This is a genomic window from Paenibacillus sp. FSL H8-0283, assembly GCF_045040675.1.
GTDB classification, from domain to species: Bacteria; Bacillota; Bacilli; order Paenibacillales; family Paenibacillaceae; genus Paenibacillus; species Paenibacillus amylolyticus.
In genome coordinates, this window is record NZ_CP150295.1 from 6724536 (window position 1) to 6738893 (window position 14358).

Here is a 14358-nt window from a genome sequence, read left to right on the forward strand (position 1 = left end):
CGTGTTGAACGCTTTCTTATGAAATAATGGTTTACAACTTTACTCCTCAAATGACAGATTCAGCGGCTCGTCCGACATCTCGTACTCTGTCTCCATATGTGTCAGTGGTGTGTTCAGATCAACCTCCTCGAAGCGGAAGCTGTCGACCCACACTTTTCCTTTGCCGTTCAAAATAACCCCGAATGAAATGACCGCACTACCCTCCGGTACATCAAGCACAATACTATACTGATTCCATGGCTGCGTACCCGTAATTGGCCGATCATGCATGTTATCAAATTGAAGTACATCATGCACGTTATTATCCACACGCATCCATAATCCGCAGAACGCATCCACACGCTCGGTCTTCACGAATCCCGATAATTTCATTCGCTTACCCACATACTTGTCCGCTCTGAACTGTTGCATCATTGTTGCAAACTCGTTGGGCTCCATTGGCGTAACGGCCTTCAAATATCCTGATGCTTTTCCCTGATGCACTTCGGCCGGATCAATGCCCATCTCATAATTCTGCGGGTGACTCCCGGTTAACATCCAACCTGTAATTGTTGACGTCTGGTTCATCTGTAATTCTCCTCCTCTGGTTCTTCCTTCGAATAATTTCAGATCGAACAATTTGCGAAAACGTCCTGGTGGCATGCCATATAATTTGCGGAATGCACGGGTGAAGGCTTCTTGACTCTCAAAACCACAAGCCAGAGCGATGTCCAAAATGCCCGCATCCGTCGATCGGAGGGTGGTGGACGCCAGACTCATCCGACGGTTTCGGATATAATCCACCACGGTCATGCCCACCTCATTACGGAAAATTCGATGGTAGTGATATGGCGACAACAACGCCTCGGATGCCACTTCTTCCAGCCCAATCTGCTCATGCAGATGAGTCTCAATATAGAACAAACTTTGCTGAATCATTGCACGGTAACGGCTCAACTGAGGTAAAGCCCCCTTCCATATCCTTACTATACGTGAAGGATGTCATCGCCGTTTTGATCATTTTTGCTATCTTTATTTCTGTTGTCCTCTATCAATAACGCAAAAAAGAGCCAATCACGGATGGAATCCTTTCCGTAATTGACTCTTCTGGGAAACCGCCGTCCTGTGGCTACTCTAGAGCCACTTCATTGATCTACAGCAGGTTCATTTATATCTTTGCTTTATCTATTTGCACAACATTCTTCGTCAGACAGCTGGTACCGGCTGTGCACCAACCTCTTCGTCATCATGCTCCACCAATTCATGTTTCTCCCAAGCTCTGCTCTTCCAGCGGAAGTACATAATGACCGCGCGGGTCCACTCATCCGCTGCAATGGCAAGCCATACACCAGCGAGCCCCAGATGAAGCTTGAATATGAGCAGGTATCCCAGCGGCAGACTCATGCAGACCATGGAGATCAGACCCATGTATACCGGGAACTTTGCATCCCCTGCCGCACGCAGGGAACCAATGATCACAATATTGCAGGTACGACCGGTTTCGAGCAACAGACTGAGTAGAATCACTTGAGCCCCCAGCTTGATAATTTCCGGATTATCCGTAAATATGCTCATCAGCGGCACACGGAAAAAAATGATGATTACATCAATGATAACCGTGGCCAGAAGGGCCCATTTTACACTGTCAAAAACACGTTTGTACGCATCGTCTTTGCGCCGCGCACCCACAAGCCGACCTACAGTGATCGATGTCCCCATACCAATCGCCATGCTGAACAAGTAGATATAGCTGGAGATATTACCCGCATACTGCTTGGTTGCCATAGCTTCTGCGCCCAGATAGGTCACATACAGCGTGAACACGAGCTGGCAGGAATGATATACCATGGATTCCATCGCAGACGGAATACCAATCCGCAGAATTTTACCAATGAATTTCTTAGACAACTTAATGTAGTATTCAAAATCCACCCGTACCTCGCTCACACGATACAACAACCAGAAGAAGATCAGAAGGCAGATAAAACGGCTTCCCACCGTGGAGATCGCTGCCCCTTCCACCCCAAGCTTCGGCAGGCCGAAGTGTCCAAAAATCAATGCATAGTTACCAACAACGTGAATCACGTTCATGAATACAGCAACATACATCGTTTCTTTGGTGTAACCATGTGTACGAATCGTCGCAGCCAGCGCATTAATGAGCGCCTGAAGGAAGATACCGCCACCGACGATATTTATATACGAACGGGCAAAATCATAAATTTCGCCTTGAATGTTCAGGAGTGATAACAAATGTCCTCCGAACAGAAGGAAGATTCCGCTCAGGACCAGACCTACGATAAGATTCAGTGTGATCGCATTACCCGTAACTTGTGCTGCTTCACTTAACTTTTTGGATCCGATATATTGTGCGACTACAATCGCAGCACCATGTCCAATGACTTCCAATACAAGGATAGCGATAGAAATAATCTGATTGGCTGCTCCAACGCCGGAGACCGCATTATCGGACACCGAGCTGAGCATGAGCGTATCCACGCTCCCCATCAACATAAATAAGAAGAGTTCCAGGAAAATAGGCCATGTCAGTCGAATCAGATTCAGATCCTTGGCATCAGAACGAAGGGACTCTTTGGTTGAGGATATTGCTGTCATTTTCTCACCTTTCCCATGTGGGCTTTAATTCTTAGGGTATGTTAGCACAGGTGGTTTGAAAATGCAGTAGTTTTGCGAAAATAGTTGAAAGTTTTTTGTAATTCCATAAATAGGTATTTTCACTACTTTCATAAAGCCCCATTTCCGTAAGCTTATCAGAGGTTTCAGAAGACAAAAAAGGCCCCTCCCAACTCGCTTTTAAGCAAGTAATGGAAGGACCTTGGACCCTCAACCTTTTAACCTTTAACAGAACCCGCAGCAATGCCCTCCACAATTCGATTACTCAAGATGAGAAAAGCAATCAGGATTGGCATAATGCTAATCATCAGCGTTGCACCAATGGCTCCCCAATCCGTTGTGTATTGACCAATAAAGTTCTGTACCCCAACAGTCAGGGTTTTGTACGCATCTGTACTGATGAACGTATTAACAAAGATGAATTCATTCCAGTTATAGATCATGTTAATGATCGCCGTTGTGGAAATGACCGAAGACGTCATCGGCAGCACAATCCGAAAGAAAATCCGATGCACGGAGCAACCATCCATCACTGCGGCTTCTTCCACTTCCCGGGGGAGAGCGTAGTAGAATCCAAGTAGAATCATAATGGTAATTGGCATATTAAAGGCAATATAAGACAGGATGACTGACAAAGGATGATCTGTGAGATGAAGCTTCAGGAACAAGCTGAACAGCGGGATCAACGTGGAGTGTACAGGGATCATCAGACCCACCATGAACAGCCCCAGCACCAGCGAACGACCTTTCCAGCGCATACGTGTAATGGCAAAGGTCACCAGACTGGCGAACAGCACGGTGATCACCACCGAGACCACCGTAATCCATACACTGTTGAAGAAGTACAAGCTGATATTTCCCTCTGTCCATACCTTGACATAGTTTTCCCAACGCGGAGTGGCAGGAAGGGAAAAAGGCGCCATGTCGAATACTTCCTGATTATTTTTAAGCGAGAACAACAGTAGCCATACCAAAGGTAAAATTTGCAGCAAAGCTACCAGGGACAAGAGGAAATACAGCAGAATATAGCCAAATCTCCTTAACCATGCCGAACCTCGGCTTGTCCCCGGGTAAGTTGGCAATCTAACGGCCGTATCCGTCTTCACCGGGATGGACCTCCTTTCATTTCACTTACGTCAGGAATACTGGATCGTATCTTTGGATGCTGTCGCTTTTCGAAGCAGCCAGGTAACAAGCAGACAGATCAAGAGCAGGAAGAACCCTACAGCACTGCCGTAACCAAAGTCGAAGCTACGGAACGCCTGACGATACATATAGGAGGCCATCACTTCGCTGGAACCATTCGGTCCGCCATCGGTCATCACGTAGATGAGATCAAAATACTTGAGTGAGCCTACCACAGCCAGTACCACAGTCACCTTGATGACTTCTGTAATAAGGGGCAGCTTGATTCGAAAAGCGATCTGCCAAGGGCTTGCTCCATCAATCCGGGCTGCTTCCACCAGAGATTCCGGAATATTTTTGAGGGCCGCATAATAGATCAAAATATAGAAGCCTGCATACTGCCATAGAATCGGCACGAACAGTGCATACAACACCAGGGATGGCTCCGCCAGCCAGGCTGGCGGATTGCTGAAGCCGATCGCTTCCAGAAAGGTGTTTAGCACACCATTGCTGGGATGATAGATCTTCAGCCATAACTGGGCGATCGCGACCGAAGACAGCAGCATCGGGATCAAATATATTTTACGGAACAGATTGGCCCCCTTGATCTTGCCTGACAGCACCAAAGCGATCATCAGATAACCGATCAGACTCAGCGCAGAGAACAAAGCAAGCAAAAAGGTATGATTCGCACTCTGCCAGAATGTTCCGTCTTGAAGAAGTCTGGCGTAATTATCCAATCCAATAAAGGTCATTGCACCGATCCCGTCCCATTGCATCAACCCATAATACCCGGTGAGCACGATCGGGATGTACACCAAGACCAGCAGCAGAAGCAGTGCAGGAAGCACGTACAACGCAGCAACGAGACGGTTGGACATGACTTTGTCCATCACATTATCCTCCCTTCAAGCGTTCAAACGTGTGTACGTCAATTGCCTTTATCAATTGCAGCCTGATGATTCTTCACAAAGTCCTCCGGTGTTACCGCTTTGCCAAACAATGCCTGAATCATGTCAAGATGGGCCTGAGCGGCTGCCGGTTTCATCTGTACGTCTGCAAAGAGTGTAAGGCTGCTGGCCTGATTCAATTCGTTCAGCAGGTCAATATAGAGCTGTGGCAACTGTACTGCAGCCGTATCCACTTTGGTAGCCGGGATGACGCCTGCTTCAGTTACCGAACTTTCACCCCATTTTTCCACAAAGTATTGCACAAACTTCTGCGCTTCTTCCTTCACTTTGGAGTTCTGGGCCACGAACAACCCTACACCTGGACCACCTACCCAGCTATTAATATCGCTCTTGCCATCTTCCATTGTTGGGAATTTGAAAAATCCGATCTTGTCTTTGAATTCCTGCGGGATGTCCGGGTTAGTCGTGAAGTTTGGCAGTTCCCAGGTACCCATCAGATACATAGCAGCTTTTTCGTTCATGAATTCGGATTTGCCCTCATCGTTAGACAACCCGTTAAAGCCTTTGTTGAAAGCATTCATATCCACCAGTTTTTGTACCTCGGCAGCAGCTTGAGTCAGCGCAGGATCGTCAAACTTGCCAGAGCCATTGATGGCCTTTTCCAGTGCATCTCCACCTAACCGATTCGCCAGATACATATACCAGAGTGAGCCGGTCCAGCGGTCTTTATTGCCCAGTGCGATCGGAACCTCACCGTTCTCTGTCAGTGTCTTCAGCACACTCAGGAATTCATCGTACGTTGCTGGCGGCTGCAAGTTATATTTCGCAAAAATGGCTTTGTTATAATAAATGGGGGAGATATTCAACTCGATTGGTAGCGCATATGTTTTGCCGTCTATGGCATAAGCTTCTGTTGTTCCGGCTATGAATTTCTCGCCCAGCGAGTCACTCAGCAGATCATCGACCGGTGCGAACAGGTTCCCCTTTACATAAGGCTCCAGAAATCCAGCAGCCCAAGTTACACCAACATCGGGAAGTTCATTGGATGCCGACAGGATTTTCAATTTGTTCTTATATTGTTCATTCTCCAGCACTTCCTGCTTAATGGTTACATTCGGATAATCCGTCTGATACTGCTTGATGATATCGTTGACCAGTTTGTTTTGCTGTGCGGAACTGCCTGCTGGCCAGAGGTGCATAAATTTGAGGGTTACTTTCCCATCTGTGCCGTTGCTGCCTGTTTCACCCTCTTCATCCGAACTTGAACTGTTACATCCGGATAAAATTACGGCGAGAACCAGCGTCCATGACAGAAGAATGGCCATCGTCTTTTTACTCATTATTCCAACCCCCTTGGTTTTATCGGTTAATGTAACCGCTTTAACCAAATTGTAGCACGCGCCTATCACACCTATAAGACCAGAACAATTTGGAAAAACTCCACTTTTTTGAGGTTATTTGTTACTTCGTTCAGATAGGGAATGCCGATATTTGCTTGGACTTAGCCCCTCAAGACTTTTAAATACTGTGATAAAATACTTATCCGTCTGATAACCCACCTGTTCGGCAATTTCCGAGATTGGCATCGTTGTCTGTACAAGCAACTCCTTCGCGCGCTGAATCCGTTTGCGGGTAAGATATTCACTAAAATTGATGCCGATCTGTTCCTTGAACAATACGCTGAAGTAACTGGAGTTGAGATGGAGTAGATCAGCGATTTCACGCATGGTCACATGTTCACCCAGATGAGCATCCACATAGGTCAAAGCTTCACTGATCTGGCTATTGAGCCTCTGTTCTCCGCGCTCCTTAACATCCAGCAGCTTCGGGTCAACCATTTCTTGCATCGTTTGAATACGTCGCTGTTGTTCGCTGAACTTTAGGGCTTTTTCGACGGTCTGCAGCAATTGTTCCTTATCAATCGGTTTCAACATATACTCCACAACACCCAGCTTAATGGCCTGCTGGGCGTATTGAAAATCGGCATGCCCCGACATAATCAGGACAACAGGCTTGTTCGAAAAATGTTGAATGGCTTCAATCAGAGACAAGCCAGAGAATTCCGGCATGCGAACATCCGTTATTAACAGATCTGCCGGCTTTTTCTTGAGCCATTCCACAGCCTCGACGCCACTTTCTGCAGTCTGAATGTGATTTCGTCCTGCCGACCATCCCTCCAGTGTTTTGCGAATACCCTCTCTTGTACGCGGCTCATCATCCACGATAAGAATTGTTTTGTCATGAATCATATGCACCCTCCGTTCCCATGGGAATCTCAAAGCAAATGACAGTCCCTTCCCCAACCTTACTTGTTATAGAAAGCTTGCAACGTTCGCCAAGTTGGCTGCCAAAGTAAAGCTTCAGTCGCCAATGTACGTTGATTAGACCTACGCCTGTACCCTTGTTAGATACAGCGGGGCCACCATGTAAGGCATGAATTACAGATTGAAGCCGTGATTCATCCATACCGGGACCATCATCCCGAACCTCAATGCGAACCAGATTTTTCTCGGTCGAAGCATCCACATGGACGCTTATCGTTCCCGGACCCAGTTTACTTTCAACCCCATGAAGAATCGCATTTTCAACCAAGGGCTGTATGAGCAGTTTCGGGATGTGGACCTCACGTACCGCATCGCTCAGCTGAATCTGCCATTGCATTCTCTCTCCCAACCGCATCTGCATAATTTGAAGATAACGCTCGGCGTGTTCCAGCTCGTCGGCCATCGTAACCCATTCATCCTGTTGCGAGCTGGAGATGATGTAACGAAATAATCGGGACATCGCCACCACCATACGTGCCATCTCCTCGTCTCCCTTTTCCTCAAGGGACCAATAGAACGCTTCCAGCGTGTTGAATAGAAAATGGGGATTAATCTGAGACTGCAACGCCTTCAGCTCAGCCCGGGACTGCATGACTTCCTTCTCATGAACCACACGGGTCAATTCATTCTGCCTGTAGACCATCTGGTTATATACGTTGTTAAGTTCATTGATCTCCATCGTAGAGCTAACCATTAGATTAGGTCTCATTGCTCCCGGCTCTGCACTGCGCATGGCCCGCATCAGCCGTATGAGTGGACGTGTAATCATGGTGGACAGGAAGAAGGACATGATAAGGAACAGAACAACACCAATCATTCCCGAGACGAGCAACGCTGTTCTCAGGATGGATACACCTTCCGTTGTCTCCCGCAACGGGGTCAGGACAGCAAGTGTCCATCCCGTTAACTCCGATTTTTGCCTGACGACGATATAGGATTCCTCCCCGTTCTGCACGACTGATCCGCTGTCCAATATGGCCTTTGGATCGAGATTAATTTCCAGATCGGAACTCACCACTTCGCCTGCACCATCCAAGAGCATGATAGAGTCCTGCGAACCATCTGTCCCATTCGAATCATTGAGTTGAAAAAAACTACGCTGCATCCGCACCACCACATAACCTCCGTGTTCGAAAGAATGATCCAGCAGGTTAATCCGCCGAATAGCCAGGAGCACACCCGGATCTTCAGGGTCAGCGCCTGCCCATACCAGTCTGCCTTTTCCTTCATCCGCCAGGTTGATCCAGTTGCGCTCCACTCTGAGATCGAGGGATCGGTCATCCATCGGAAAGATGCGGTTATAACCCGTAGTGTATATCTCCATACTTTGTGCGCCATTAATGAAAGACTGATAACTGCCTGCAATCTGCAAGAGAGCTTGGCGCTGATTAAAGGTCGCCGGGTTGCCTTGTTTCTCATCGCTGAGCAGACGTTGCACATATGCATCATCCGCCACCTGGGCAGTCAGCGAATTCACTTGTGCAATGATTGCATCCAATCTGCCACTGGCTTGGACGGCGGTTTGGTGAATATGTTTCTCCGCATTGCTTTTCAGCAGGGCAGCTACCCGATCATAAGCCGTTATGCCTGCGAGCAGCAGAACAACAAGCATCACCATAACAAAACCAATGAAGATCTGATTGCGAAGTGAGTTAAAATGTCCTTTTTTCCCGTGCAACTTCCCCATTCTCCTCTCTTTTTGGCATGTAAAAGAACCCACCACCTTACGCCCGTGCTCTTGAAGACTGGGTACAAACGATGCCGGATTTATCTACGTATTCAGTTTTTCTATATAAAATGAACAAAAGAATATTTACATTAGCCACTACGATGACAGAATAACCTTCCAATCGCTGTTATCCCCAGATTTTTTGATTCCCTTTTTAAAGGGGAAAATCCGGTGATAAAGGCGAAGCATATGCTTCCGATGCAGCTTTCTTTCAGAAAGCTATTAGCTCCGCTTTTTCAGGTTATTTCTGCCCTCTCCGTTCTCGTGTAAATGTTTAGTTCATTTATATAGTTAAAGCGCTTGCAGAAATGAACCTTACTCTTCTTCTCTCTTAGTCTTTGTTTACCGATTAAACTAACGACTAAAAAATAGCATAGTTTTACAGGTTAATCAATCCTCCCAGGAGTTCCCAAACGTTAAATGACAAGGATCAAAAAAAAGAGAGGGGACTTTTAAAGTCCACCTCTCTTTGTTCATATCCCTTCACACATATCCTTCTCTGTGACACATCTTCAGTTATTTCACGGACCCTTGGGTAACCCCGTTGATGATCCACTTCTGTGCAAACAGGTAGATGATAATCATCGGCAGCAATGCGAGCAGGTAGGATGCAAACGCAAGGTTAAACTCGGTATTGAACTGTCCTTGGAATACATACTGTACCAGCGGCAGCGTGTACTGTCCCGGATCACTGATAATAATGAGTGGCAGCAAGAAGTCGTTGTACGTGGACAGGCAAGTCAGAATACCAACCGTGGCACTGATGGGTGCCATGAGCGGGAAAATAATTTTCCAGAACGTGCCCCAGGTTGTCGCCCCATCCACAAACGCTGCTTCCTCCAGCGCTACCGGAATGGACCGGATGTATCCAACGTACACAAAAACGTTAAATGCCAGGCCATATACCGTGTGCAGCAGGATCAGACCTACCAAGTTCGTCATCTCCAGCGATGCGGTCAGCTTAACAATCGGCAGCATGATGATTGGGAATGGAATGAACATCGCGCTGACGAAGTAATAATACAGTCCTTTGAAAAACTTGCGTTTCTCCATATTCCGTGCAATCGCATAGGCTACCATCGAGTTACTGAGCAACGTCAAAAGCACGGTGGATGCGGTAACGATCGCACTGTTACGGAACGATTGGAAGAAGTTTGTCATGTCGATGGCTCTCGCAAAATTCTCCCAGTGAAGTGTCGTCGGAATGGCAAAGACCGATTGGGCCATCTGTTCCGGATTTTTCAAAGCTATTGTAACGGTCATATACAATGGGAACAGGATAAACAGGGTACCCAGCACAACAAGCAGCATAACGAGCCAATTAATTCGTGTACGGCTTCTCATTACAGATCCATCTCCCTTCTTTGCAGGAACCGGATTTGCAGAATTGAAATCACCGCAATAACGATGAAGTAAATAACCGAGTTCGCAGATTGATATGCATATTCGCCGCCTTCAAATCCACCGGTGTAGATCAGATGGGAGATGGACTGCGTCGCCCGTCCGGGACCACCGTTGGTCAAGGCTACGATTTGGTCGAAGACCATAAGTGAGTTTTTCATCGCCAGCACCATATTAATGGTGAAGAATGGAGCAATGAGCGGGAAGGTAATACTCCAGAATTCACGCCATTTGCCTGCACCGTCGAGGTTGGATGCCTCGTATAATGTCGTTGGTATCGTTTGCAGACCAGCCAAATACAGAATTGTATTCAGGGCCACCGATTGCCATACTGCAACAATGACGATACCGATCCAAGCCAGACTCTCGCTGCCGAGAATGTTGGTGGATAGCGCATTGATGCCCAGATTTTGTCCCCAGATCGGGAATACGTTGGAGAACAGGTAGTTAAATATGTAACCTACGATCAGCACACTCAGAATATTGGGCAGGAAGTAGATGCCGCGGAAAAAGTTACGGAACTTAATCTTGGCATTCAGCCCGAGTGCAATGAGCAGGCTCAGAATATTGGTCAGGATCGTCACCACGATCGCAAATTTGAACGTAAACCAGTAGGCATTACCTACATTGTCATCCTGGAACAAGTTGAAATAGTTTTTGAAACCAACAAAATCATACTCTTTCCCGAATCCGTTATAATTCGTAAATGAATAATAGATGCCCTGGAGGGCCGGCAGCGTCATAAATACAAAGAACAATACAACCGCCGGAACCGTCATCCAGTAATAAGGTGCGATACGCTTGTTCATACTCCATCCTCCTTCTGACAAGGCTTAACGCCGATTAGCAACCTTGTCCCATTCTTTGTCGAGTGTATCTAGATAGTTGTCGATGTTTTGGTTCTGCAAAAAGGACTGAACGATGGAATTCAGCTGCACCGCAGCCGGAATATAGTGATCGGGAAAGTCAATAACCTTGCCCTGCTCGATATAAGGCATCAATTCCTGTACCGCAGGATCATCCTGCTTCACGCCTTCTACCGCAGAGAACAGCGTCTGTTCGTCAATGTATCTTCCGATATTTTCAGGCTCTAACAGGAACGCAATAAACGTCTCTGCCTGCTCGCGATTAGGCGTGTCCGCCGCAATGGTAAACAGGGAGTCGATCCCGTTCACCAGCTTGATCTCGCTTGCATCGTTGCCTGTTGGGAATGGGAAGAAACCAATGTCAACATTTGGGTTCGCTTTGCGAATCTCCGAGATGGCCCAGGTTCCCTGGATGTACATAAAGGCTTCACCGTTAGCAAAAGCACGGTTACCGTCCGAATAAGCTTTACCAAAGTTATCGCCGTGACCGTACTTCATGAGTTCCAGCTGCTTCTCGGCTACCTCGCGGTACTTCTCTTTGAACGTCACTTTGTTATCGCGCCGCTCCTGATAGAAATCAATACCGACCAGATTGGAGGCCAGTGCATTGAAGGGCAGACTCGTCTGCCAGTCATCCTTGTATGTGAAATAAAATGGAATCTCACCTGCATCTTTAATCTTCTGGGCGGTCGCAATGAGTTCATCCCACGTCTTGGGCACATCCAATCCCATTTCCTTAAACAACGTTTTGTTGTACATGATGCCGTTTGCATTAGTCGCGTAAGGAATACCTGTCACTTCGTCCATACCTGTGAGATCCTTCAGCATTTGTATGTAGTTCGGATCAATCGTCTGGAGTAATGAGCTGTCCGTCAGATCGGTGAAAATATCACTCTGAGCCAGAATGGAATAGGTGTCGGTTGCACCCATGGCCATAATATCCGGTATATCATTTTTGACTACACGCGTTTTTAAGACCGTCTCCGCATCTGGCGGATTCACCTGGGTCACCTGAATATCGTTATGCTCCGCGTTGAACGTCTTGATCAATTCATCAAAGGTTGTTTTGGCTTCAGGCTTGTTCTGGAAAAATTCAATCTGCACTTTGCCATTCGCGCTATCTCCACTGGTACAGGAAGATAAAAGTACAGCCATCATTCCACACAGCAACATTGTCCCGAGAGCCTTGGTAAGCGTTGTTCTCATGTTGTACCTCCCTCAGCTTAATAAATTGAACTAATGTGATTTACACAGTGTCACTCCGATTGCAGTACCATCTTCCGATCGTTGTTATCCCCAGATTTTTTTGATTCCCTTCCTCAAAGGGAAAATCCGATTTTAGCGTATGCTTTCGAAGCAGCTTTCTTTCAGAAAGCTTTTAGCTGCGCTTCTTCAGATTGGTTCTGCACTCTCCGTGTTCGTGTATATCTTAGTTTCACTTTATATACGTAAAGATTTACCCATCCAAATGGTGAAATAACCATTTGGTTAATCCTTCCAAACCGACTTCAATCTGAATGGATAATATACGTCTTTATTATTTCTAAAACGGTTTCGGTAAAAATGAATCACGGCAGTTCTTCCCATGACCTGAATCACTAGAGTAAAAGGCTGGGCAAAACCCAGCCTCTCCTCATCAAACCGTACGTGAGGTTTTCCCTCATACGGCTTTCCGATGTTTGTCATTCATGGGCATGCAGATTACAATAGCGTTTTTAATTCATATTGACTGGCGATGTACTTAACCTCAGCTATTGAACCCATCCATTTTCTGCGTTGTCTCTTCTTCGCGTACCACCGTGTTAACCGTTGCAACATATACCAATCCAGCTTAGCTAGTCTCTTTTGGCTGTAACTCGTGTAGTAATAGTTTCTCCACCCTTGAATTTTCGGATTGAGCCATTTCACATGTTCCGCAAACGATCTAGATCGCATACTCGGTGGGGATAATCGCTCTTTAATGACTCCACGAATTCGTTCTTCCGCCTTTTTGGTTAGCCATTGCTGTGTGGTGTAATATACCTTCCCTTGCGACGTTTCTGCTTTCGTTTTTCGGTGGTGCATTCCTAAGAAGTCGAATCCCTCGTTTCCTGTCCATAGACCTACAATGCGAGTTTTGGTCGGGTGCAGGGTTAGCTCCAGACGTTCCATAATTTTGCCTATGTGTTCATACGCATGCTCGGCGTCCTTTTTGGTTTTACAGATGACTACAAAGTCGTCTGCATACCTTGTCAGTTCTCCCAGACCTCTTCCATGTTTCTCCCATAGTCGGTCAAAATAGTTCAGATAGATATTCGCCAGAAGCGGTGAGATCACACCACCTTGCGGCGTTCCTAAATCGGAGCGCCTTACGTTTCCTTCTTCCATCACTCCCGCCTGAAGCCACTTCCGTATTAATTTCAGTATCCGCCTGTCGTTGATGCGCATCTGCACCAATTTCATAAGCTTCTCTTGATTAATGTTATCGAAGTAACCTTGGATATCGACGTCGACTACCCAATTCCCTTTGCGGTTGCAGGCTTTCCGAATTCGTTCCAGCGCTCCTTTCGCACTTCGTTTTGGGCGAAATCCGAAGGATACGTCCTCAAAATCCACTTCAAAGATGGGTTCAATCACCAGTTTCGTTGCCATCTGTATGACTCGGTCGCGCACGGTGGGTATGCCCAGCGGCCTTTGCTTCCCATCTTTCTTGGGGATATAGTGCCGCCGTACAGGCTGCGGATGGTAGTTGCCTTCTTTCAACGCTCGTTCGCAGTCCTTAAGGAAGTTCATTTCTCCTTGTTCCTCCACATCTGCCAGCGTCATGGCATCTACTCCTGCTGCTCCCTTGTTCGCTTTCACTCGTCTCCAGGCTTCGCACAAAACATCTCCCCGGTAGACTTTGTCGTACAAGGCATGGAATTTACGCTTGCTGTTCTCCTTGGCCACATGACCTAGCTTTTCTTGGAGTTGTTGAACTTTTTCCTTTGGTGTTGTTAGCCGATTGGCATTCACTCACTCGTACCTCCTCCAAAAGCATAAACAAAGCAGGGCTCCTTCCCTCCCCAAGGTTATGTTGTCCTTGGGTTCTTCGGTACTATGAGCCCCTCGGACTCCCTTCCCACAGACGTTTCACTTCGTCTTTTGGACTTATAGAGCATCTCTTTACGAATTCCTAAAAAAAAAATCCGTGTGGGGGAGGGTCTCCCCAGTTCACTGCATGATCTTTCAAGCCATGCCGCTCCCTTTACGCCGGAAGGTTCTTCACTGTTGTTCCAAGTTCTGCACAGCTTCCTTGGCCTTCATCTATATGACCGAGACTCGGCACCTTCTTTTCCCCCTTGCAGGGCCTTTTTGACGACGCGGCAGGATTCACTTCATGTTACGGCCTGGCTTGTTGCTCGCCCTGT

Annotated in this window: 11 protein-coding genes; all 11 read right to left on the reverse strand. The window is 47.0% G+C overall.

Annotated elements, in window-relative coordinates:
• Positions 1-39 precede the first annotated feature (39 nt).
• Complete coding sequence (locus MHI52_RS29530) at positions 40-918, reverse strand: helix-turn-helix transcriptional regulator (protein ID WP_036606720.1); 879 nt, start codon at positions 916-918, stop codon at positions 40-42.
• A gap of 267 nt (positions 919-1185) precedes the next feature.
• Positions 1186-2595: an MATE family efflux transporter gene (locus MHI52_RS29535; protein WP_405158129.1), complete on the reverse strand. Its 1410-nt coding sequence runs from the start codon at positions 2593-2595 to the stop codon at positions 1186-1188.
• 236 nt (positions 2596-2831) lie between these two features.
• A complete protein-coding gene (locus tag MHI52_RS29540; protein ID WP_405159432.1) occupies positions 2832-3695 on the reverse strand; it encodes a carbohydrate ABC transporter permease in 864 nt (287 codons plus the stop codon).
• A gap of 54 nt (positions 3696-3749) precedes the next feature.
• The gene (locus tag MHI52_RS29545) at positions 3750-4631 is read right to left on the reverse strand and encodes a carbohydrate ABC transporter permease (RefSeq protein WP_036606643.1); all 882 of its coding nucleotides are present in this window, start codon (positions 4629-4631) and stop codon (positions 3750-3752) included.
• Between the two features lie 38 nt (positions 4632-4669).
• Entirely contained in the window at positions 4670-5989 is a 1320-nt protein-coding gene (locus tag MHI52_RS29550) for an extracellular solute-binding protein (RefSeq protein ID WP_289390618.1), read from the reverse strand.
• Between the two features lie 114 nt (positions 5990-6103).
• Positions 6104-6898 (reverse strand): response regulator, encoded by a 795-nt coding sequence (locus tag MHI52_RS29555; protein ID WP_074092689.1) that lies wholly within the window; start codon positions 6896-6898, stop codon positions 6104-6106.
• On the reverse strand, positions 6888-8651 hold the full coding sequence (locus tag MHI52_RS29560; protein ID WP_405158130.1) for a sensor histidine kinase: 1764 nt from the start codon (positions 8649-8651) through the stop codon (positions 6888-6890). The genes MHI52_RS29555 and MHI52_RS29560 overlap by 11 nt, the downstream gene beginning before the upstream one ends.
• A 567-nt stretch (positions 8652-9218) precedes the next feature.
• Complete coding sequence (locus MHI52_RS29565) at positions 9219-10046, reverse strand: carbohydrate ABC transporter permease (RefSeq protein ID WP_036606635.1); 828 nt, start codon at positions 10044-10046, stop codon at positions 9219-9221.
• Complete coding sequence (locus MHI52_RS29570; RefSeq protein ID WP_036606633.1) at positions 10046-10912, reverse strand: carbohydrate ABC transporter permease; 867 nt, start codon at positions 10910-10912, stop codon at positions 10046-10048. The genes MHI52_RS29565 and MHI52_RS29570 overlap by 1 nt, the downstream gene beginning before the upstream one ends.
• A gap of 24 nt (positions 10913-10936) precedes the next feature.
• On the reverse strand, positions 10937-12127 hold the full coding sequence (locus tag MHI52_RS29575; RefSeq protein WP_405159433.1) for an ABC transporter substrate-binding protein: 1191 nt from the start codon (positions 12125-12127) through the stop codon (positions 10937-10939).
• 543 nt (positions 12128-12670) lie between these two features.
• Positions 12671-13963: a group II intron reverse transcriptase/maturase gene (ltrA, locus tag MHI52_RS29580; RefSeq protein WP_036669585.1), complete on the reverse strand. Its 1293-nt coding sequence runs from the start codon at positions 13961-13963 to the stop codon at positions 12671-12673.
• Positions 13964-14358: the final 395 nt, after the last annotated feature.